Source organism: Streptomyces sp. BB1-1-1 (assembly GCF_031597775.1).
Taxonomy (GTDB): Bacteria; Actinomycetota; Actinomycetes; order Streptomycetales; family Streptomycetaceae; genus Streptomyces; species Streptomyces thinghirensis.
Genome location: NZ_CP134203.1, coordinates 4,605,585 through 4,626,297, shown reverse-complemented (window position 1 = coordinate 4,626,297; position 20,713 = coordinate 4,605,585). Strand labels below are relative to the sequence as shown.

17 protein-coding genes, 4 tRNA genes and 1 other RNA gene are annotated in these 20,713 nt (G+C 72.3%); 10 read left to right on the top strand and 12 right to left on the bottom strand.

Annotated features, from left to right (window positions below; all coding sequences use genetic code 11):
* Positions 1 to 61: 61 nt before the first annotated feature.
* Together RI578_RS21290 and RI578_RS21285 are read right to left on the bottom strand one after the other, a co-directional pair.
* Complete coding sequence (locus tag RI578_RS21290) at positions 62 to 910, bottom strand: M23 family metallopeptidase (protein ID WP_310872543.1); 849 nt, start codon at positions 908 to 910, stop codon at positions 62 to 64.
* Between the two features lie 36 nt (positions 911 to 946).
* A complete protein-coding gene (locus tag RI578_RS21285; RefSeq protein ID WP_310872542.1) occupies positions 947 to 1,450 on the bottom strand; it encodes a winged helix-turn-helix domain-containing protein in 504 nt (167 codons plus the stop codon).
* 127 nt (positions 1,451 to 1,577) lie between these two features.
* Between RI578_RS21285 and RI578_RS21280 the strand changes: the two genes are divergently transcribed.
* Positions 1,578 to 2,162: a Uma2 family endonuclease gene (locus RI578_RS21280; protein WP_310872541.1), complete on the top strand. Its 585-nt coding sequence runs from the start codon at positions 1,578 to 1,580 to the stop codon at positions 2,160 to 2,162.
* Positions 2,163 to 2,216: 54 nt separating this feature from the next.
* Here RI578_RS21280 and purL read toward each other — a convergent pair whose 3' ends face one another.
* The 3 genes from purL to purS are packed head-to-tail and all read right to left on the bottom strand — an operon-like array spanning position 2,217 to position 5,421.
* On the bottom strand, positions 2,217 to 4,475 hold the full coding sequence (gene purL / locus RI578_RS21275; protein WP_310872540.1) for a phosphoribosylformylglycinamidine synthase subunit PurL: 2,259 nt from the start codon (positions 4,473 to 4,475) through the stop codon (positions 2,217 to 2,219).
* Positions 4,472 to 5,152, bottom strand: coding sequence for a phosphoribosylformylglycinamidine synthase subunit PurQ (purQ, locus tag RI578_RS21270; RefSeq protein ID WP_310872539.1), 681 nt, complete (start codon positions 5,150 to 5,152; stop codon positions 4,472 to 4,474). Before purQ ends, purL begins: the two co-directional genes overlap by 4 nt.
* Positions 5,149 to 5,421: a phosphoribosylformylglycinamidine synthase subunit PurS gene (gene purS / locus RI578_RS21265; RefSeq protein ID WP_053133538.1), complete on the bottom strand. Its 273-nt coding sequence runs from the start codon at positions 5,419 to 5,421 to the stop codon at positions 5,149 to 5,151. The genes purQ and purS overlap by 4 nt, the downstream gene beginning before the upstream one ends.
* Before the next feature lie 340 nt (positions 5,422 to 5,761).
* On the opposite strand from purS, the gene RI578_RS21260 reads away from it, so the two are divergent.
* The 8 genes from RI578_RS21260 to RI578_RS21225 all read left to right on the top strand — a co-directional run bounded on the left by RI578_RS21260 (position 5,762) and on the right by RI578_RS21225 (position 10,400).
* A complete protein-coding gene (locus tag RI578_RS21260) occupies positions 5,762 to 6,079 on the top strand; it encodes an Lsr2 family protein (protein ID WP_310872538.1) in 318 nt (105 codons plus the stop codon).
* A gap of 193 nt (positions 6,080 to 6,272) precedes the next feature.
* Positions 6,273 to 6,344: transfer RNA gene (locus RI578_RS21255), tRNA-Gly, on the top strand.
* A gap of 80 nt (positions 6,345 to 6,424) precedes the next feature.
* A tRNA-Gly gene (locus RI578_RS21250) sits at positions 6,425 to 6,497 on the top strand.
* A 143-nt stretch (positions 6,498 to 6,640) separates the two neighbouring features.
* Entirely contained in the window at positions 6,641 to 7,612 is a 972-nt protein-coding gene (locus RI578_RS21245; RefSeq protein ID WP_310872537.1) for an ABC transporter ATP-binding protein, read from the top strand.
* Complete coding sequence (locus RI578_RS21240) at positions 7,609 to 8,424, top strand: ABC transporter permease (RefSeq protein WP_310872536.1); 816 nt, start codon at positions 7,609 to 7,611, stop codon at positions 8,422 to 8,424. Before RI578_RS21245 ends, RI578_RS21240 begins: the two co-directional genes overlap by 4 nt.
* A gap of 30 nt (positions 8,425 to 8,454) precedes the next feature.
* Positions 8,455 to 9,693: a histidine kinase gene (locus tag RI578_RS21235; protein ID WP_310872535.1), complete on the top strand. Its 1,239-nt coding sequence runs from the start codon at positions 8,455 to 8,457 to the stop codon at positions 9,691 to 9,693.
* Complete coding sequence (locus tag RI578_RS21230; RefSeq protein WP_310872534.1) at positions 9,690 to 10,304, top strand: response regulator transcription factor; 615 nt, start codon at positions 9,690 to 9,692, stop codon at positions 10,302 to 10,304. Before RI578_RS21235 ends, RI578_RS21230 begins: the two co-directional genes overlap by 4 nt.
* Before the next feature lie 23 nt (positions 10,305 to 10,327).
* Positions 10,328 to 10,400 (top strand) — tRNA-Gly (locus tag RI578_RS21225).
* A 67-nt stretch (positions 10,401 to 10,467) separates the two neighbouring features.
* Here RI578_RS21225 and RI578_RS21220 read toward each other — a convergent pair.
* From RI578_RS21220 to ffs, 6 genes are all read right to left on the bottom strand, one after another.
* Positions 10,468 to 11,376, bottom strand: coding sequence for a phosphoribosylaminoimidazolesuccinocarboxamide synthase (locus RI578_RS21220; RefSeq protein ID WP_310872533.1), 909 nt, complete (start codon positions 11,374 to 11,376; stop codon positions 10,468 to 10,470).
* An 86-nt stretch (positions 11,377 to 11,462) separates the two neighbouring features.
* Entirely contained in the window at positions 11,463 to 12,971 is a 1,509-nt protein-coding gene (locus RI578_RS21215; RefSeq protein WP_310872532.1) for a N,N-dimethylformamidase beta subunit family domain-containing protein, read from the bottom strand.
* A 184-nt stretch (positions 12,972 to 13,155) separates the two neighbouring features.
* Positions 13,156 to 15,522: a hypothetical protein gene (locus tag RI578_RS21210; protein ID WP_310872531.1), complete on the bottom strand. Its 2,367-nt coding sequence runs from the start codon at positions 15,520 to 15,522 to the stop codon at positions 13,156 to 13,158.
* Between the two features lie 298 nt (positions 15,523 to 15,820).
* Positions 15,821 to 17,074 carry a phosphoribosylamine--glycine ligase gene (gene purD / locus RI578_RS21205; RefSeq protein WP_310872530.1) on the bottom strand — a complete coding sequence of 418 codons (1,254 nt, stop codon included), beginning with the start codon at positions 17,072 to 17,074 and terminating at the stop codon, positions 15,821 to 15,823.
* Positions 17,075 to 17,214: 140 nt separating this feature from the next.
* Positions 17,215 to 19,617: a DNA polymerase III subunit gamma and tau gene (locus RI578_RS21200; RefSeq protein ID WP_310872529.1), complete on the bottom strand. Its 2,403-nt coding sequence runs from the start codon at positions 19,615 to 19,617 to the stop codon at positions 17,215 to 17,217.
* Between the two features lie 67 nt (positions 19,618 to 19,684).
* Positions 19,685 to 19,779: signal recognition particle sRNA small type (gene ffs, locus RI578_RS21195), an RNA gene on the bottom strand.
* A 74-nt stretch (positions 19,780 to 19,853) separates the two neighbouring features.
* Here ffs and RI578_RS21190 point away from each other — a divergent pair.
* A tRNA-Ser gene (locus RI578_RS21190) sits at positions 19,854 to 19,941 on the top strand.
* A gap of 150 nt (positions 19,942 to 20,091) precedes the next feature.
* Here RI578_RS21190 and RI578_RS21185 read toward each other — a convergent pair.
* The gene (locus RI578_RS21185; protein ID WP_310872528.1) at positions 20,092 to 20,649 is read right to left on the bottom strand and encodes a TetR/AcrR family transcriptional regulator; all 558 of its coding nucleotides are present in this window, start codon (positions 20,647 to 20,649) and stop codon (positions 20,092 to 20,094) included.
* Between the last annotated feature and the right edge of the window lie 64 nt (positions 20,650 to 20,713).

The following is a 20,713-nucleotide window of genomic DNA, read 5'->3' as shown; positions in this document are numbered from 1 at the left end:
CCCCGTTTCCCCGTTCCGCGGCTCCCGGCGGCTCCACCGGCTCCGCGACCGCCCGACGAAGCTAACAGCCGCGGCGGGCGGCGCGGTCCGCCGGTTCGGGTACGTCGAAGACCTCGCCATTGCGCGGGACGCCGACCCCGCGCCAGGTGAAGGGGACGCCTCGGGCGGTGTCCGGGTCGGGGCCGTCCATCAGCTGGAAGTGGACGTGCGGCTCGGAGGAGTTGCCGGAGTTGCCGCACCGGGCCAGCAACTCGCCGGCGTGCACCCGGTCGCCCTCGCGTACGGCGAAGGAACCGCGCCGCACATGGGCGTACATCGCGTACGTGCCGTCGCCGAGATCCAGCACCAGATGGTTGCCGACGATGCGGCGGACGCCGCCCATCTCACGGACCGAGCCCTCCACGAGCATCAGGTACAGCAGCGCGGGCAGCGAGTTGCGGCTCAGGTGGTCGCGCTGGGTGTCGTCGGTCCGGACGACAGTGCCGTCGGCGACCGCGAGCAGCGGCGCTCCGAACGCCGGGAAGTCACGGCTGCGGCGGGCGATCGGCCACAGGGCGCGGAAGCCGGGGCGGGCGCCGGGCTCCGGCTCGGCGACGAGGTCCACGGCGAAGGTCTGCCCGTAGGCGTGGGTGCCGTGGCTCGGGGTGCGGTCGGCGGGGCTGTTCAGCGCGGACCAGCGGCCGGTGACGGGCGGGTCGACCTCGACGGTTTCACGGGCGACGCGCGGGGCGTCCGGGGCACCGCCGCCCCACCGGTTGACCACGGTGATGAGGACGTAGGCAAGGGCGAGCGGCAGGAAGTTCCACCACCACGGATACCCGAAGCCGAAGATGATGTCGGCGGTCACCAGGGCTATGAAGCCCAGTTGCAGCGCCCGGAATGTGGTCATGGCTAGCTTGCGTGCGGACATGGGTCCCCCTTCGATCAGCGGTCGCGCCGTTCCCGGTCAGCCGCGCGCCGCCGACAGCGCCACCAGCAGCGGTACGACCCGCCCCGGCGGCACCTCGTGGCGGCCCCGGCCGGTGGTGTGCAGCCAGCCGGCGCCGGTGAGCTGGCGGAGGTGGTGGTAGATCTGGCCGGTAGTGCCCACCTCGTCCAGCTCGGCCAGCTCCGCGGCGGTGCGCCGGCCGCCGAGGATCTCGCGCAGCAGCCGCAGCCGGACGGGATGCCCGAGTGCCGCGAACGCCTCGGCGGTCTCGGCCCAGTCGACGTCCAGCAGGCCTTCGGTCAAGGCGCCGTGCTGCCATTCGTACCGCTCACCGGTCGGCAGGCGGACGGCGCCGGTGAACAGGACGCCCCCGTCGGCGGCCCGCATCTCGGCGAGCTGCTCCTTCAGCCCCTCAAGGGCCCAGAACTCGCCCTCACCGAGGTGGGGTGCGGGCCGGTCGGCGGCTTCCAGGGCGGCGAGGCGCCGTTCGAGGTCGGTTACGCGTTGTTCCAGTTGCTCCACTTCTTCGATATTACGTAGCTACGTAATATCGTGCAAGAGTCACTCGTACGCGTGTCTGGCCGCGAAAGGCGGCCCGGGAGCGCCGCCGGCCCGGAAACACTGGTCCGCGCCTGGAAGGAGGTGCAACATGACGGTTATGACCGAGCACACGTCTCAGATGTCGGTGGACGAGTTCGAAACGATCGCTTCCACCGCTCCCGAGACCGTCACGTTGGAGTTCATCGACGGACGGATCGGGGTCAAAAGAGTGACCGACGGGGATCACGACACCATCGTGTCCTGGCTGGCCAAGCGCTGTATTCAGGCCCGCCCGGACCTGGACCTTTATCACGCACGAGGCCTCCGCGTCGACGCGTACCGGCAGAGCAGAGCGCGGCCGGACGCCGTGATCGCGCCCGAGGCTCATTTCGCGGGACACGGCGAATGGGCCGACCCAGCCGGAGCACTCATGGTCGTCGAGGTCACCTCGTACGACTCGGACACCGACCGACGGGACCGGCACGAGAAGCCAGCCGCGTACGGACAGGCCGGAATCCCCCTGTACCTGCTGATCGACCGTGACAGCTGCACAGTCACGGTGCACAGCAGTCCGGACCGGCGGGTAGGCGGCTACCGGGACGCCCGCGTCACGAAGTTCGGCGAGACGCTGGTCCTCCCCGACCCGGTCGGCATCGAACTCGACACGGAGATCCTCAAGAGCTACGTGCGTTGAAACGGCGAGGTCCCGCCCGGAACAACCGGACGGGACCTCGACCGCACAGGCCTTCTACGCGAGCAGCGCCGGGATCGTGCCCTCGTGGGCCTCGCGCAGGTCGGTCAGGGGGAGGGTGAACTCGCCCTGGACCTCGACCGCGTCGCCGTCCACGACACCGATGCGGGTCGCGGGCAGGCCGCGCGCACCGCACATGTCGTTGAAGCGCAGCTCCTCCGAGCGCGGGACGGCGACGACCGCGCGGCCCGCCGACTCCGAGAACAGGAAGGTGAAGGCGTCGAGCCCGTCCGGTACGACCAGACGCGCGCCCTTCTCCCCGAGCAGTGCCGACTCGACGACCGCCTGGACCAGACCGCCGTCGGACAGGTCGTGCGCGGAGTCGATCATGCCGTCGCGCGAGGCGGAGATCAGGATCTCGCCGAGGAGGCGCTCGCGCTCCAGGTCGACCTTCGGGGGCAGGCCGCCGAGGTGGTCGTGGACGACCTGGGACCAGGCCGAGCCGCCGAACTCCTCACGGGTGTCGCCGAGGAGGTAGAGCAGCTGGCCCTCCTCCTGGAAGGCGACCGGCGTGCGGCGGGCCACGTCGTCGATGACGCCCAGCACGGCCACCACGGGGGTGGGGTGGATGGCCGCCTCGCCCGTCTGGTTGTAGAGCGAGACGTTGCCGCCGGTCACCGGGGTGCCCAGCTGAAGGCAGCCGTCCGCCAGACCGCGCACCGCCTCCGCGAACTGCCACATGACCGCCGGGTCCTCGGGCGAGCCGAAGTTCAGGCAGTCGGAGACGGCGAGCGGCTTCGCGCCGGTCGTCGCCACGTTGCGGTAGGCCTCCGCCAGGGCCAGTTGCGCGCCCGTGTACGGGTCGAGCTTGGCGTACCGGCCGTTGCCGTCGGTCGCGATGGCGACGCCGAGGCCGGACTCCTCGTCCACGCGGATCATGCCGGAGTCCTCGGGCTGGGCGAGAACGGTGTTGCCCTGCACGAAGTGGTCGTACTGCTGGGTGATCCACTGCTTGGACGCCTGGTTGGGCGACCCGACCAGCTTCAGGACCTGGTCCTTGAGCTGCTCGCTCGTCTCCGGCCGGGGCAGCTTGTTCGCGTCGTCGGCCTGAAGGGCGTCCTGCCACTCGGGGCGGGCGTAGGGACGCTCGTAGACCGGGCCGTCGTGGGCGACCGTGCGCGGGTCGACGTCGACGATCTTGCCGCCGTGCCAGTAGATCTCCAGGCGGTCGCCGTCGGTGACCTCACCGATGACGGTGGCGATGACGTCCCACTTGTCGCAGATCTCCAGGAAGCGGTCGACCTTCTCCGGCTCCACGACCGCGCACATGCGCTCCTGCGACTCGCTCATGAGGATTTCCTCGGGCGAGAGGGTCGAGTCGCGCAGGGGGACGTCGTCCAGGGTGACGCGCATGCCGCCCGAGCCGTTGGAGGCCAGTTCGCTGGTCGCGCAGGACAGGCCCGCGGCTCCCAGGTCCTGGATGCCGACGACCAGCTTCTCCTTGAACGCCTCCAGGGTGCACTCGATGAGGAGCTTCTCCTGGAAGGGGTCGCCGACCTGGACGGCGGGGCGCTTGGAGGGCTTGGCGTCGTCGAAGGTCTCGGAGGCCAGGATCGACGCGCCGCCGATGCCGTCGCCGCCCGTGCGGGCGCCGTACAGGATGACCTTGTTGCCCGCGCCGGACGCCTTGGCGAGGTGGATGTCCTCGTGCCGCATGACGCCGATGGCACCGGCGTTGACCAGCGGGTTGCCCTGGTAGCAGGCGTCGAAGACGACCTCGCCGCCGATGTTGGGCAGGCCCAGGCAGTTGCCGTAGCCGCCGATGCCGGCGACGACGCCGGGCAGGACGCGCTTGGTGTCGGGGTGGTCGGCGGCGCCGAAGCGCAGGGGGTCCACGACGGCGACCGGGCGGGCGCCCATCGCGATGATGTCGCGGACGATGCCGCCGACACCCGTGGCCGCGCCCTGGTAGGGCTCGACGTACGACGGGTGGTTGTGCGACTCGACCTTGAAGGTGACCGCGTAGCCCTGCCCGACGTCGACGACACCGGCGTTCTCGCCGATGCCGACGAGCATCGCGTCGGACTCGGGGGCCTTCTCGCCGAACTGGCGCAGGTGGACCTTGCTGCTCTTGTACGAGCAGTGCTCGGACCACATGACGGAGTACATGGCGAGTTCCGCGCCGGTCGGGCGGCGGCCGAGGATCTCCACCACCCGCTCGTACTCGTCCTTCTTCAGGCCCAGCTCGGCCCAGGGCAGCTCGACGTCGGGGGTCGCGGTCGCGTGCTCGACCGTGTCCAGAGGCGTCCGGCTCATGCGTTGACCAGCTTCTTGAGGATCGAGGTGAAGAACGGGAGGCCGTCGGTGCGGCCGGTGCCGATCAGCGGCTCGACGGCGTGCTCGGGGTGCGGCATGAGGCCGACGACGTTCCCGGCGGCGTTGGTGATGCCGGCGATGTCGTTGAGCGAGCCGTTCGGGTTCATGTCCAGGTACCGGAAGGCGACCCGGCCCTCGGCCTCCAGCTCGTCCAGCGTGCGCCGGTCGGCGACGTAGCGGCCGTCCATGTTCTTCAGCGGGATGTGGATCTCCTGGCCGGCGGCGTAGTCGCTGGTCCAGGACGTGTCCGCGTTCTCCACCCGCAGCTTCTGGTCGCGGCAGATGAAGTGCAGGTGGTCGTTGCCCAGCATGCCGCCGGGCAGCAGGTGCGCCTCGGTGAGGATCTGGAAGCCGTTGCAGATGCCGAGCACCGGGAGGCCGGCCTTGGCCTGGTCGATGACCGTGTCCATCACCGGTGAGAAGCGCGCGATGGCGCCGGCGCGCAGATAGTCGCCGTAAGAGAAACCACCGCAGAGCACCACGGCGTCGACCTGCTTGAGGTCCTTGTCCTTGTGCCAGAGAGACACGGGTTCGGCGCCGGCGACGCGGATCGCGCGCTGCGTGTCCCGGTCGTCGAGACTGCCGGGGAAAGTGACAACGCCAATACGAGCGGTCACTTCACTGCCCCCGCGACTACGTCGTCGGACTCGACCTTGACGGTGAAGTCCTCGATCACGGTGTTGGCGAGGAAGGATTCCGCAAGATCATGGATGCGGGCGAGGGCGGCGTCGTCGACCGGCCCGTCCACTTCCAGTTCGAATCGCTTTCCCTGACGTACGTCCGAGATCCCCTCGAAACCCAGCCGCGGCAGTGCGCGCTGCACCGCCTGGCCCTGGGGGTCGAGGATCTCCGGCTTGAGCATGACGTCGACTACGACGCGTGCCACTGGCACTCCCGGTGTGTGGTGCTGAGCAGGTTCCTTCAGACTACCCGTACAAAATTTCTACGCGCGTAGCCTTGGAGGAAACTACGTGAGCCCTGTCACGATTCGGCATCGGGAGGAGGTGCTCACGAAAAGCTTCGGGAAAGATCCCGGATGCGGCATGGACGCCTATTGCGTGACGGACACGCGGAGAGATTTAGTCGGGCTTCCCATTGCAATGCCGGGCACTGTACAAATGAAATGTCATTAGCCGATACTTTGCCCAATTACAGGCGAACAGTCGGCATCATCGCGGTGTCCTGGCACGTCATCGCGGAGATGCCGCACGAAGGGACCGATATTCGTGGCGCAGCGTGTCGTGGTCACTCTCTTTGACGACATCGACGGCTCGGAAGCGGCGGAGACGATCGCCTTCGGTGTCGACGGCCGGATGTACGAGATCGACCTGAACGAAGCCAATGCCCGAAAGCTGCGCAAGGCTCTCGAGCCGTTCGTGTCGGCCGGCCGCAAGCGGTCACGGTCCGGCAAGGCGTACCGGCAGACGGAGGTCGCCCCCGACCCGGCGGCGGTCCGGGCCTGGGCGCAGGCGAACAAGATGGACGTGCCGGCGCGGGGCCGGATCCCGAAGAAGGTGTACGAGGCGTTCGCCGCGGCACAGTGAGCCGTAGGCGGTGAGCCGTACGCGGTGAGGCGTGCGCCGTGAGCCGTACGTGACGAGAGCCGCGTCCGGCGGGAGCGGCCGACGGCCGCTCAGCCGCCCCTCGCGGCAACCGACTTGCGCAGCACCCCGGGTGATCAGCTAAAGTCTGGAGCACGCCGAGGGGCGAGGCCGAAAGGCCCAGCTCACGGAACACGCGGGTGTAGTTCAGTAGTAGAACATCCCCCTTCCAGGGGGAAGGCGCAGTGTGCAATTCCTGTCACCCGCTCTGCATCGCCGTACCGATCACTCGATCTGATCAGGTAGGCTGGTGCTCGCACCGATCGGTGAAGGCCGGTCGGGGGCAATGCGGACGTAGCTCAGTTGGTAGAGCGCAACCTTGCCAAGGTTGAGGTCGCGAGTTCGAGCCTCGTCGTCCGCTCGGGAATCAGACCCCGGTCCTCCAAGGACCGGGGTCTTTTCGTGCCTCCGGCGCGGTGGTCGGCCGCCCCCTCTGACATTTGTCATGCCCGGTGATGACGGGCCGCACTGTCCCCCGGCCCGGAAGGCCGTAATGCTTGAGGCATGCAATCAAACGGACACGAACACGTGATTGAGGTCACCGACCTGCGACGTGTGTACGGGGGCGGGTTCGAGGCCGTGCGCGGAATCGACTTCTCCGTGCGCCGCGGCGAGGTCTTCGCCCTCCTCGGCACCAACGGCGCCGGCAAGACATCGACGGTCGAGCTGCTGGAGGGCCTCGCCGCTCCGGCCGGCGGGCGGGTGCGGGTCCTCGGACACGACCCGTACACCGAGCGGGCCGCCGTACGCCCCCGCACCGGAGTGATGCTCCAGGAGGGCGGCTTCCCGTCCGAGCTGACCGTCGCGGAGACCGCGCGGATGTGGGCGGGCTGTGTGAGCGGGGCCCGTCCGCCGGCGGAGGTGCTGGCGATGGTCGGCCTGGAGAACAAGGCCGACACCCGCGTGAAGCAGCTGTCCGGAGGCCAGCGGCGCCGCCTGGACCTGGCGCTCGCGCTGCTCGGCGACCCCGAGGTGCTCTTCCTCGACGAGCCCAGCACCGGACTGGACGCCGAAGGCCGCCGGGACACCTGGGAGTTGGTGAGCGCGCTGCGCGACGGCGGTACGACGGTGCTGCTGACCACGCACTACCTGGAGGAGGCCGAGAACCTCGCCGACCGGCTCGCGATCATGCACGAGGGCCGGATCGCCGCCACCGGAACCCCGGCCGAGGTGACCGCCGCGCAGCCGTCCCGGATCTCCTTCGAACTGCCCACGGGCTACTTCGTGGGCGACCTGCCGCCGCTCGACGAACTGGGCGTCGGCGGACACGAGGTCGACGGCCGGATGGTCCGGCTGCGCACCCATGAACTCCAGCGCGCCGCCACCGGACTACTGGTCTGGGCCGGGCAGGCCGGAGTGGAACTGCGCCGCCTGGACGTGCGGTCGGCGTCCCTGGAGGAGGCGTTCCTGGGGATCGCGAAGGAGGCGTCCGCGGGGACGGCCGAGGGCACGACGACGAAGGAGTACACGGCATGAGCGCCACGACCACCGAGCACTCCGCGGCGCGCGCCACGAACGCCGCGGTCACCACACCGATGGGGCGCATGACCGTCCTCGCCCGCGCCGAGATGACCCTGCTCGGACGGAACAAGGGCACCCTCTTCGCCGCGCTGTTCGTGCCGCTGGTGCTGCCGTTCAGCGTGCAGCAGGCGTCCAAGGAGATGGACCTCGCCGAGGCCGGACTGACCACCGGCACGCTCGTCCTGCCCGCCGCGATCGGCTTCTCCCTGCTGTTCGCCGTCTACTCGGCTCTCGTCGGCGTCTTCGTCGTCCGGCGCGAGGAACTCGTCCTCAAGCGGCTGCGCACCGGTGAGCTGCGGGACGTCGAGATCCTGAGCGGGTCCGCGATGCCGGCCGTCCTCAGCGGCCTCGTGCAGAGCCTGCTCCTGGCGGCGGGCTGCTTCGTGCTGCTCGACCTGTCCGCGCCGTCCGCGCCCCACCTGGCCGTCCTCGGCCTGCTGCTCGGCCTGGTGATGTGCGCCGCGCTCGCGGCCGTCACCGCGAGCTTCACCCGGACCGGTGAGAGCGCGCAGGTCACACCGCTGCCGTTCATGTTCGTCTCGATGCTCGGCTCCGGCATGTTCGTCCCGCTGGAGGTGCTCCCCGACCGGCTGGCCTCCTTCTGCGAGCTGCTGCCGCTGACGCCCGTCATCACCCTGGTGCGCGGTGGCTGGACCGGCGACCTGTCGGCCTACGAGGCGCTGGGCGCCGTGGCGACGGCGGTGGCCTGGACCGTGGTCGCGGTGTTTGCTGTACGGCGGTGGTTCCGCTGGGAGCCGCGGCACTGAGGTACGGGGCGAGTGGGAGCAGTGGGTCGGATGCGCAGGCCGGGCGGATGGTGGCGGCGGAAGAGCACGCCGGAGAAGGTGGAGACGTACACGCGGTGGTCGTTCCACTTCTTCGGAGTCGTGGAGATCGTCGCCATGGGGCTGTCGGCCTTCGGACAGGTCGACGCCCGGCTCGCGACCGTGCTCTTCCTGATGGTCGGCGTGCACGCCACCGTCCTCATGCTGGTCGCGTCCCGGACGCTGGACTGGGAACTCGGCCTGCGGGCGAAGCCCGTACGGCTGCTGTGGACGCTCGCCGTCCTCACCGTGGTGATCGCGTTCGCCTCACTCGGCGTCGCCAAGGGCGGGTCGTACGGTGGGGACGTCGCCGCGGCGGCGGGCGCGGCCTTCGGGGGTGTCGTGACCATCGGGTCCGGCATCATCGCGCTCGGCCTGCGCAGCCGACGGCACGCGATCGTGCTCGTCCTCGGTTTCTCGGTCGGCGCCGCGACACTCTCGCTCCTGCTGGACGTGCCGGCCCCCGCCGCCCTCTTCACCGCGGGCGTCGTGCTGGTGGGCGGCGGTTTCGTCGCCTTCGCCTGTGTCTTCTCCGTATGGCTGCTCAACGCCGTCTACGAACTGGACCAGGCGCGGGAGACCCGGACCCGGCTCGCGGTCGCCGAGGAACGGCTGCGGTTCGGCCGGGACCTGCACGACGTGATGGGCCGGAACCTGGCGGTGATCGCGCTCAAGAGCGAACTGGCCGTCCAGCTTTCCCGGCGCGGCCGGCCCGAGGCGGTGGAGCAGATGATCGAGGTGCAGCGCATCGCCCAGGAGTCGCAGCGGGAGGTCCGGGACGTCGTGCGCGGCTACCGGGAGGTCGCCCTGGAGGTCGAACTGGCCGGCGCCAGGGGCGTGCTCTCGGCGGCCGGCATCGTCTCGGAGGTCACCGGCGAGACGGCCGGACTGCCCGCCGAGGTCCAGTCGGCGCTCGGCTGGGTGGTGCGGGAGGCGACGACGAACGTGCTGCGGCACGGCAACGCGGAGAAGTGCGCCGTGACGGTGCGGATTGCGGAGGGGCGGGTAGTGCTCACGGTGGAGAACGACGGCGTGGCGGAGACGGCCGAGGAAGAGCCCTCGGGCGGGTCCGGGCTCGCGGGGCTGCGGGAGCGGCTGTCCGCCGTGGACGGCACGCTGGACGCCGGTCGGGCCGGCAACGGCGTGTTCCGGCTCACGGCCCAGGTGCCGCTGCCGGCGGCCGGTTCCGCGGTGCTGGAGGCCGCGTCGTGACGACCCCCGTACGGGTGCTGCTCGCCGACGACGAGCACCTCATCCGCGGGGCGCTGGCGGCCCTGCTGTCCCTGGAGGACGACCTCGTCGTGGTCGCCGAGGCCGCCACCGGTCCGGAGGCACTGGCGATGGCACGGGCGCACGCGCCGGACGTCGCCGTACTGGATCTGCAGATGCCCGGCGCGGACGGTGTGAAGGTCGCCACATCCCTGCGGACCGAGCTGCCCGCCTGCCGGGTGCTGATCGTGACCAGTCACGGGCGGCCCGGCCATCTGAAGCGGGCGCTCGCGGCGGGGGTGCGCGGGTTCGTCCCCAAGACGGTCAGCGCCCAGCGGCTCGCCGAGCTGATCCGCGCGGTGCACGCCGGAAACCGCTACGTCGACCCGGAGTTGGCCGCCGACGCGATCTCCGCCGGGGACTCGCCGCTGACCGTGCGCGAGGCCGAGGTGCTGGAGCACGCCGCCGACGGGGCGCCCGTCGCGGAGATCGCCGAGCGCGCCGCGCTCGCGGAGGGGACCGTACGGAACTATCTGTCGTCGGCCGCGAACAAGCTCGGCGCCGAGAACCGGCACGCGGCGGTGCGGCTCGCGCGGGAGCGGGGTTGGGTATAGTGGCTGTCGCGCCACGGCGCAGTGCGAACGTAGCTCAGTTGGTAGAGCGCAACCTTGCCAAGGTTGAGGTCGCGAGTTCGAACCTCGTCGTTCGCTCCGTGTGAGGAAGCCCCCGGTTCCGGCCGGGGGCTTTCTCGTGTCCGCGGTGCCGCGGCTACTGCGGCTACGACCAGGTCAGGCCGGTCAGGCGCTCGTACGCCTCCACGTACTTGGCGCGGGTCGCGTCCACGACCCGCTGCGGCAGCGGCGGCGGGGGCTGCTCGCTCTTCCGGTCCCAGCCGGACTCCGCCGAGGTCAGCCAGTCCCGGACGAACTGCTTGTCGTACGACGGCTGCGCGCGGCCCGGCTGCCACTGGTCGGCCGGCCAGAAGCGGGAGGAGTCCGGGGTGAGTACCTCGTCGCCGAGGACGAGGTCGTCGCCGCTCTCGCCCGCGAAGCCGAACTCGAACTTGGTGTCCGCCAGGATGACGCCGCGGTCGCGGGCGATGTCCCGGGCGCGGGAGTAGACGGCGAGGGTGGCCTGGCGCAGGGCGGCCGCGGTGTCCGCGCCGACCTGGCGGGCGACCTCCTCGTAGGAGACGTTCTCGTCGTGCTCGCCGACCTCGGCCTTGGTGGCCGGGGTGAAGATCGGGGCGGGCAGCTCCGAGCCGTCGACGAGGCCCTCGGGGAGCGCGAGGCCGCAGACGGTACGGGTCTCGTTGTACTCGGCCAGCCCCGAGCCGGTGAGGTAGCCGCGGGCCACGCACTCCACGGGGACCATCCGCAGGGACTTGCAGACCAGCGCGCGGCCCTCCCAGTCGGCGGGGGCGCCGGGGGGCAGCTCGGTGCTCAGGACGTGGTTCGGGACCAGGTCGGCGAGCTGGTCGAACCACCACAGGGAGAGCTGGGTGAGGACCCGGCCCTTGTCGGGGATCTCGGTCGGCAGCACCCAGTCGTAGGCGGAGATGCGGTCGCTGGCGACCATCACGAGGTCGCCCGCCTCGTTCTGGTACAGCTCGCGCACCTTGCCGGTGTGCAGATGCACCAGACCCGGAACCTGGATCGGCTCGGGCTTTTCGACGAATCCGGACACGGTTCCTCCCCGTGGTTCTGTCCAAGTGGTTCCGATTCTCCCGTACGGCCGGGTGATCGGGGACGGCGGGTCGGTCCGGGTGCGGGTCAGTCCCGTTTGCAGATGCGGTCCAGGAGGTTGGCGGTGGCCCGCTGGACCCGGGAGTCGACGTGGCCCGGGCGGTCCAGCGCCGGCGACCAGGCGAACGTCCCGGACGCGAAGACCCAGGCGCCCGACGGCGCCCGGTACAGCGACGTCTCCTGGTGGCGCCGGGCGCCCTCGACGTCGGTGTACGGGCTGTGCGCGAGCAGGACCCGCTCGTCGTGCTCCGGGAGGGCGGTGCGCGGGAAGTAGCGGTCGGCCTCGCCCGCGACCAGGTCCTCGATCTCGTCGCCCTCGTGCGCTCCGGTGGCCTCCCAGAGCCAGTGCCCGGCGTTGCGGACGATCATCGGGTGCGGTTCGGGGACGCGGCCGGCGTACTGGATGCCGAGCAGTTGCTGTTCGGCGCGGTCGACCTCCCGCCACAGCACCGGCCGGCCCGGGCCCCGGCGCTTGCGGCAGGTCAGCAGGCGGTCGGGGGTCCCGGACGGGGAGGGGGCCAGCTCCACCTGCCAGTACATGGTGTTGGCGGAGAGGAAGACCAGGGACGTGCCGTGCTCGCGGGCGAGTTCCGTGGTGCGGCGCATGGCGGGGGACCAGTACTCGTCGTGCCCGGGGAAGACCAGGCCCCGGTAGCGGGTCGGGTCGACGCGGCCGGAGTGCAGGTCGCGGGCGTCGGCGTAGGCGAGGTCGTAGCCGTAGCGCTCGGCGAAGCGGATGAAGTCGTAGGCGTGGCCGACGTGGAGGGGCAGGCCGGCACCCGCGTACGGACGGTCGAAGGAGACGGTCGTCGCGGCGTCCGCCTCGCCGAGGAGCCGGCCGTCGTCGTCCCAGGCGTGGTAGAGGCTGGCGCCGGTGCGGCCGTCCTCCGGGTAGAGGTTGTACGCCTGCCAGGTGATGTCCGGCAGGAGGAGGAGCAGGTCGGCCGGGTGGCTGTCGCGGACCGTGAAGGGCACGTGGGAGCGGTAGCCGTCGGCGGTGGTCAGGACGGCCACGTACGCGCCGATGTTCCAGTACGACGGGATCTGGAGCCGCCAGGACAGCCACCAGTGATGGCAGGAGACCGTGCGGTCGGCGGTGAGCGGCGGGGGCTGGACGATGCCGGACAGGCGGGGGCTGGTGGTGATCTTGGCGGCGCCGTCACCGCCGTAGTGGCCGATCCGGTAGACGTCGACGCTGAATTCCTGGGGCGGGTCGACGGTGATGTGGAAGTCGATGGCCTCGCCGGGGGCGGCGGCTCCGGTGGCGGTGAAGCCCTTGATCTGGCGGCGGACGTCGTCGGCGCCGCGCGGGCCGCCGCCGTCGGTGCGCCGCCCTCGGGTCTTCGTGCCGGTCCTGCCGTCCGGGTCCGGGTCCGGTACGCCGTCCTGGTCCGCGTACCAGGCGACGACCTGGCCGGTGTCGCCGAAGTACGTCTCGCCGCCGCGCAACCAGGGGACGGGCCCCTGTCCGAAGGGATCCGTCACGGCATGCGCGAGTGCTCCCGACTCCCAGCGGCGGATCTGCTCGGGCCCCATGGGACAGTCCCCTCCCTCGTGCCCCCGTGGTCGTGCGTATGACGAACGCCTTTGCCATGTGCGCGATCGGTCCCAGCACATCACATTTCGCGCGCGTGCTGTCACTGTTCGTTGCGAAGTGGCCCAAAGTGGAATCAGGGAGTCCGATTCGGCGTTCCGGCACGGCAGCCGGTGGGGCGGCGGGTCAGACCAGGCGCACCGGCTTTTCCGGGCGTATGCCGAGCTCGGTCATCCAGACGCGCAGGGGGCCCGGGTCGCCCGTCTCGACGAGGCTGCGGACGTGGGGGCCCAGGTCCACGGCGCGGGCGCCGTCGACCAGGAGGGACGGCCCGTCGAGCCAGTCGAGGCCGGGGGTCGCGCCGGCGGTGTCCATCGCCGCGCAGCACACCATCGCCGTGACGTGGGCGGTGAGGATCTCGCGGCCGGTGCGCGGGGGCTGCAGGGGGAGGAGAGGCAGCGCGCGGTCGTCCCAGAGGGCGGCGTCGGGGCCGACCGGCGCCGCGGCTCCCTGAGCGGGGGCCTGGACCCCGGCCGGCTGCGCCTCCGCCTCCTCGCGGGCCAGCTGGGCACTGAGCCCTGCCGCGAGGGCGGCTCCGCGGGCCGTGGTGCCGGCCAGGTCGTCGTCGTCGGCGGCGGAGGCGGTGTCGTCGGCGGAGGCCGAGGAAGGGGCGGAGGCGGAGGAGGGGGCGGCACGGTGGTCCGGGTGGTGGCCGCCGGGAGTGTCCGCGTCCTCGTGGGTGCCTGGGTGGGCGGCGGGGGCGGCGGGCGTTTCGTGGGCGGTCTGCGCGTCGTGAGGGTCCTGCCCGGCGTGGGCGCCGTGCCCGGCGTGGGCAGCCTGCGCGTCGTGGGCGCCGTGCCCGGCGTGAGCGTCCTGCCCGGCGTGGGCGCCGTGCCCGGCGTGAGCGTCCTGCCCGGCGTGGGCGCCGTGCCCGGCGTGAGCGTCCTGCCCGGCGTGAGCGTCCTGCCCGGCGTGGGCGCCGTGCCCGGCGTGGGCGGCCTGCCCGGCGTGAGCGCCGTGCCCGGCGTGAGCGCCGTGCTCGCCGTACGGCGGATGCGTGGTGGCGTCGGTGCCGGGCGCGGTCACCGGTACGCGTCCGGTGCCGGGCTGGGCCACCGTGCCGGGGCCGGTACCGGACTCGGTCGTCGCTCCGGTGTCAGTGTCGGTGACGGGTTCTGTCGCCGCTCCGGGGCCGGGTTCCGCCCCCGTGTCGGTCGCGGCTGTCGTGTTCCGCGGCGGGGAGGGGCCGTCGGCGGCCGGGGCGGGGGTTGTCGTGAGGTGGTCCAGGACGCGGGCCAGGGTCGGGCCGTCCGTGCCCGGTGTCGCGTCGTCCGCGGTGCGGCGGACGCCCAGGGTGTCCAGGACGCGGTGGAGGCGGGCCGCGTCCGTGCGCCAGGTCCGGTCGACGACTTCCTCGGGATACTCCTCCCAGGCCACCGGCGCCCAGTCCGGGCCGGTCTCGGCCGGCCCGCCGTGGAAGAGACGCGCGGCGAGGAGGGAGACCGCCTCGTCCATCACCCCTGGCTCCTCCAGCAGGTCGCAGGCCGGACGTTCGCCCAGGCGGGAGGCGAAGCCCTCGGCCAGGCGGTCGCGGCGGGACAGCTCCGTGAGCGCGGCGACCACGCCCACGTCCAGCCGGGAGGGCCAGCGGCCCATCCGCCAGGCGGGCAGCGCCACCCGGGTCAGCAGCCGGTCCCAGCCCGCGTAGGCGAGCCCGACCTGCTCCTGCGCGACGATCCGCAGACCGTAGTCCACAGCCTGTGCACGCTCGGCGGCCGCGGTCGCGACCCCGCGCTCCATCTGTGCCGCGTGCACGCGGCAGCTGCGCAGCAGGAGCCGGGCCACCCAGCCGAGCCCCGCGCACGCCGCCCGGGACAGCGGGCCGCGCCTGCCCGACGAGGCCACCGCCACCGCGGCGTCCAGGCCCCGTATGAAGCGGCGGGCCGCGGCTATGTCGGGGTGCGCCGAGGGGCCCGCGCCGGCGACGACCGGGGCGAGGACGGCACGCAGTTCGCCCACGCGCATCCACCACAGGAAGGGCGAGCCGATGACGAGGACGGGCGCGGCGGCGGTCCGGCGGTGGGCGGGTCCGCCGACGCCGGCCACGTCGTCGTGTTCCTCCACGGGCGGCGGGCCGTGGGCCGGGTGGGTGCGGTCCTCCAGCCAGCTGTCGCAGTCCGGCGTGAGCGCTATCGCGGAGGGGGCGGGGACGTCGAGCCGGTCGGCCAGGTCGCGCACCATCCGGTAGAGGTCCGGCGCCGACTCCTCGGCGATCGTGACCGTCGGGGTCACGGCGGGCCGGGAGCGGGCGACGACGAGGGCGACTCCGGCGGCGGCCGCCAGTACGAGAAGCGCGAGCGCCGACACCGCCCAGCGGGCCGTGTCCCAGCCCCCGCCCGCGAGGTGCCCGGTGGAGCCGCCCACGAGCAGGATCACGGCGGCCGCAGCGGGCAACAGGGCGACGGCCAGCGCCCTGCTGCGGACGCGCAGCACGGCCAGCGCCCGGGAGCGCGCTGCCTGCGCGCCCATCTCCACACCACCGATACCGGTCACGGCCGGACCTCACCCCCTCCTTGCTGCCCTGGACTTTCCTGCTGCTCTCCGGCTCTTGCTCACTCCCCCACTGTGGCACCCGCCACTGACATCGCAATGCCGGTGGGCCAAGTGCCGGAATGCCTGCGCGGCACCATAGTTGGGGCCTTCGTGCCCGTCAGCCGTATGGCTCATCGGTCACTCGATGGAATGGCTTTGGGGAAAGGTGGATGACGGACAGCAAGGATCAGGCCCCGGCTCCTGAGACGGAGCCGGGGCCTGTCGGGTTGGGTGCGCGGGAGTGTTCCGCAGGGCCGGGTCAGGCGCCCGCGGCCGCCTTCGCCGCGATGTCGGTGCGGTGCTGGGACCCGTCGAGGCCGATGCGGGCGACGGCCCGGTAGGCGCGGTCGCGGGCCTCGGTGAGGTCCGTGCCGGTGGCCGTGACGGACAGGACGCGGCCGCCCGCGCTGACGACGGCGTCGCCCTCGGCGCGGGTGCCGGCGTGCAGGACGTAGGCGTGCGGGGCGTCCTCGGCGGCCACCTCGTCGAGGCCGGTGATCGGGTCGCCGGTGCGCGGGGTGCCGGGGTAGTTGTGGGAGGCGACGACCACGGTGACGGCCGCGTCGTCGCTCCAGCGCAGGGGCTCGAGGTCGGCGAGGTTGCCGGTGGCGGCGGCCATCAGCAGACCGGCGAGCGGGGTCTGGAGGCGGGCCAGCACGACCTGGGTCTCGGGGTCGCCGAAGCGGGCGTTGAACTCGATCACGCGGACGCCCCGCGAGGTGATCGCGAGACCGGCGTACAGCAGTCCGGAGAACGGGGTACCGCGGCGGCGCATCTCGTCGACGGTCGGCTGGAGCACGCTCTGCACGACCTCGTCGACCAGCTTGGGGTCGGCCCAGGGCAGCGGCGAGTACGCGCCCATGCCGCCGGTGTTCGGGCCCGCGTCGCCGTCGAGCGCGCGCTTGAAGTCCTGGGCGGGCTGGAGCGGGCGTACGTTCTCGCCGTCGGTGACCGCGAAGAGGGAGACCTCCGGGCCGTCCAGGAACTCCTCGATGACGACGCGGTCGCACGCGTTCGCGTGCACGCGGGCCGCCTCGATGTCGTCGGTGACGACGACGCCCTTGCCTGCGGCCAGCCCGTCGTCCTTGACGACGTAGGGCGCGCCGAAGGCGTCGAGGGCCGCGTCGACCTCGGCCGGGTTCACACAGACGTAGGAGCGGGCCGTGGGGACGCCGGCGCCGGCCATGACGTCCTTGGCGAATGCCTTGGAGCCCTCCAGCTGCGCGGCCTGCCCGGAGGGCCCGAAGACCGGGATGCCCGCCTCGCGTACGGCGTCGGCGACCCCGGCGACGAGGGGCGCCTCCGGCCCGACCACGACCAGTTCGGCACCGAGCCGGGTGGCCAGCGCGGTGACGGCCGCGCCGTCGAGGGCGTCGACCTGGTGCAGTTCGGCGACCTCGGCGATACCGGCGTTGCCGGGTGCGCAGTGCAGCGCGGTGACGTCGGGGTCGAGGGACAGGGAACGGCACAGGGCGTGTTCGCGGGCGCCGCCGCCGATGACAAGGACCTTCACGGGGTGAAGCCTAATGGGAACGGGCCGGTGCGGTTTGTGCGGGCTTCCGAAGGAGCGGGGCGGGGAGGCTTGTGGGTTCCTCCAGTGCGGGGCCCGGAACGCGCGGCCCGGCACCCCGCCTGCTCGTGGAACCAGCGGAACTACTCGTGCGGAATCTCCTCGACCACCGACGCCCCCAGCTCCCGTACCAGCAGTTCCTTGCCGGAGAGGGCCGACTCGTCGAGGTCGGGGTCGTCGTCCTCGGGGGTGTCGTCCTCGGGGGAGACCGGGCGCGGCTCGGGAGCCGGGGGCCGGGGCGCCGGGGCGGACGCCGAGTCGGACGCCGGTCCCGGCGCGGCGGGCGCGGACGGCGCGGGAGCCGGGGCCGCGGGCGAGGGTGCCGACGGGCGCTGTGCGGGCGCACCGCCTCCGTAGCCGCCACCACCGCCGTAACCGCCACCACTGGATCCACCGGCACCACCGGCACCACCGGCACCACCGGGACCGGATCCGCCGGTGCCGGATCCGCCGTAGCCACCGGAGGGACCGGCGGGGGGCGGAGACGCCGAGCCGCCGGACGGGTCGACGACCGCCTCGATCTTCCACTGCACGTTGAACTGCTCGGCCAGGGCCTGCCGCAGCACGTCCTCGCTGCCGCTGCTCATGAAGTTGTCGCGAGCACCGGCGTTGACGAAGCCGATCTGGAGGGAGGTGCCGTCGAAGCCGGTCACCTGAGCGTTCTGGCTGAGCAGGATCCAGGTGAACCGGCGGCGGTTCTTGACCGCCTCCAGGATGTTGGGCCAGATCGTGCGGGGGTCGACTCCCGCACCCGGCGGCGGAGAGGCAGGCCCGGGGGCGGCGGCGGCAGGCACGGGTGCCGGAGCCGGAGCCGGGGCCGGGGCCGGTGCCGGAGTCGAGGAGGGACCGGAAGCGGGAGCGGGAGCAGCCGGGGGCCGGGACTGGCCGCCGCCCGCCGGTGCAGCCGTGGGCCACCCTCCGGGGCGCCGCCCGCCACCCGCGGGAGCCGCGGTCGGCCAGGCACCGGGCGCGGGTGCGGAGGGAGGTGTCTCGGCGGGGGCGGCGGGGGCGGCAGGAGGTACGGGGGCGGCCTGGGACTGCCCGCCTCCGACGGAACCGCCGCCTTCGTCGGGAGCGGGACCCGTACCGGCGCCGGCAGCCGTCGGCCGGTCGGGGCGGTCCGCCCGCGGAGACGGCTCCGCCGGGGCACCGCCACCACCACCGGGTCCGGGCGCCCGGACCGCCGCCCGGGCAGCGGCGGGCCCGCCGCCCGGCGGAACCGGAGCGGCGGCGGCCGCGACACCACCGGTACCGGTACTGGCATGCGCCTCGGGCCCGGGCACGTACCCCATGGCGGGCGCCCCTGCGCCCGCGCCCGCGGAGAACTGCACGCCGCGTTCGATCCGGTCCAGGCGCGCCATCACCGAACGCTCGTCGCCGTACGCGGCGGGCAGCAGCACGCGCGCGCAGATCAGCTCCAGCTGGAGGCGCGGCGCGTGGGCCCCGCGCATCTCGGTGAGCCCTTCGTTGACGATGTCGGCGGCACGGCTCAGCTCGGCGGCACCGAAGGACCGCGCCTGGGCCTGCATCCGCTCGACGACGTCGGCCGGGGCGTCGATCAGCCCCTTCTCCCCCGCGTCGGGCACGGCGGCGAGGATCACCAGGTCACGGAGGCGCTCCAGCAGATCGGTGACGAAGCGCCGCGGGTCGTTGCCGCCCTCGATCACCCGGTCCACGACCTCGAAGGCGGCCGAGCCGTCCCCCGTGACGAACGCCTCGACCACGGAGTCGAGCAGCGAGCCGTCCGTGTAGCCGAGCAGGGCGGTCGTCATGTCGTACGTCACACCGTCGGCACCGGCGCCCGCGAGCAGCTGGTCCATGACCGACATGGAGTCCCGGACGGATCCCGCGCCGGCCCGCACCACCAGCGGCAGCACGCCGTCCTCGACCGGGATCTCCTCCTTGCCGCACACCTCGCCGAGGTAGTCGCGCAGGGTGCCGGGCGGCACGAGGCGGAAGGGGTAGTGATGGGTCCGCGACCGGATGGTCCCGATGACCTTCTCGGGCTCGGTGGTCGCGAAGATGAACTTCAGATGCTCCGGGGGTTCCTCGACGACCTTCAGCAGGGCGTTGAAGCCCTGCGGGGAGACCATGTGGGCCTCGTCGATGATGTAGATCTTGTACCGGCTGGAGGCGGGCCCGAAGAACGCCTTCTCGCGCAGGTCACGGGCGTCGTCCACGCCTCCGTGCGAGGCGGCGTCGATCTCGATGACGTCGATGGAACCCGGCCCGTTGCGCGCCAGGTCGCGGCACGACTGGCACTCGCCGCACGGGGTCGGCGTGGGGCCCTGCTCGCAGTTCAGGCAGCGGGCCAGGATCCGGGCGCTGGTCGTCTTGCCGCAGCCGCGCGGACCGCTGAACAGGTACGCGTGATTGACCCGGTTGTTCCGCAGCGCCTGCTGCAGCGGGTCGGTGACATGCCCCTGCCCGATGACCTCGGCGAAGGACTCCGGGCGGTAACGGCGGTAGAGCGCGAGAGACGACACGCATACGAGGTTATAGGCGCCCACCGACAACCGGCCCGCCCCGGGAAACCGGAGCCGCCCCGTGAACGCAGGCGCCCCCCACGCACCCGCCAGAGCCGACCTACCCTTGCTGCCTTCCGGCCCTGGGGGAGTTCAGTCAGATAGCGCCGCGTGAGGGGCTGGGCCACACGTTACCCGATGTGGGGCCCCCAGAACGAGTTCGCAAGCACTCTCCGACGTCATGTAATGTTCTCTGCGGAGGATTCGCCTAGAGGCCTAGGGCGCACGCTTGGAAAGCGTGTTGGGGGCAACCCCTCACGAGTTCGAATCTCGTATCCTCCGCCAGTGCCTCACCGGGCACGAAGTCGAAGGGCCCCACCGCTTGCGGTGGGGCCCTTCGACGTGAGTGAGACCGTTCGACGTGAGTGAGGCCCTTCTACGTGAGCGGGGCCCTTCTACGTCGGTGAGGGCTTCGATGTGTGCGGGCCGCGCGCCCTAGCCCAGCAATCGTGTCCTGACCGCGGCGAGGACTTCCGCGCGGCTGCGCGGGCCGTTGTCGGCCGCGATGAGGTGGTCGCCGATGCGCAGCGAGAAGGTGATCAGGCAACGCGCCTCGACGTCGTCCTCGTCGGGGCAGAAGGCCCCGTACAGCTCGCGCAGGTAGTCCATGCGGCGGTTGTCCGCCCGGCGGAGGCGGCGCGCGACGGCTTCGTCGCGCCGGGCCCAGTCGCGGATCGCGAGTTCGACCCCGGCGCCGGTCACCGGCTCCCCGCCCGAGCCCACGAAGTCGAAGAGACGCCCGAGCCGCTCGCGGGCGTCGCCCCCGTCGCGCTCGATCCGCTCGATGACCCCTTCGGTGACGCCGCCCTCCCAGGCGTCGAGCATCTCCTCCAGCAGGGCGGCGCGGTTGCGGAAGTAGCCGTAGAAGCCGCCCTTGCTGACGCCGAGCGCCTGGGCGAGGACCTCGACCCGGACGGCTTCGGGTCCGCCGGCGGCGAGCAGCCGGAGCCCCTCCTCGATCCACTTGTCCCGCGGCGTACGGATCGCGCCCATGCCGTGTCTCTCCTCACATCTCCCGCAGCCCCGACCAATATACGGGGCCGTATAGACGGGTCTA

Excerpts from the sequence above, each read along its gene's own strand:
- RI578_RS21290 (WP_310872543.1), bottom strand. The coding sequence starts at position 910 with ATGTCCGCACGCAAGCTAGCCATGACCACATTCCGGGCGCTGCAACTG.
- RI578_RS21280 (WP_310872541.1), top strand. The coding sequence starts at position 1,578 with ATGACGGTTATGACCGAGCACACGTCTCAGATGTCGGTGGACGAGTTC.
- purL (WP_310872540.1), bottom strand. The coding sequence starts at position 4,475 with ATGAGCCGGACGCCTCTGGACACGGTCGAGCACGCGACCGCGACCCCC.
- RI578_RS21245 (WP_310872537.1), top strand. The coding sequence starts at position 6,641 with ATGCAATCAAACGGACACGAACACGTGATTGAGGTCACCGACCTGCGA.
- RI578_RS21240 (WP_310872536.1), top strand. The coding sequence starts at position 7,609 with ATGAGCGCCACGACCACCGAGCACTCCGCGGCGCGCGCCACGAACGCC.
- RI578_RS21235 (WP_310872535.1), top strand. The coding sequence starts at position 8,455 with ATGCGCAGGCCGGGCGGATGGTGGCGGCGGAAGAGCACGCCGGAGAAG.
- RI578_RS21215 (WP_310872532.1), bottom strand. The coding sequence starts at position 12,971 with ATGGGGCCCGAGCAGATCCGCCGCTGGGAGTCGGGAGCACTCGCGCAT.
- RI578_RS21185 (WP_310872528.1), bottom strand. The coding sequence starts at position 20,649 with ATGGGCGCGATCCGTACGCCGCGGGACAAGTGGATCGAGGAGGGGCTC.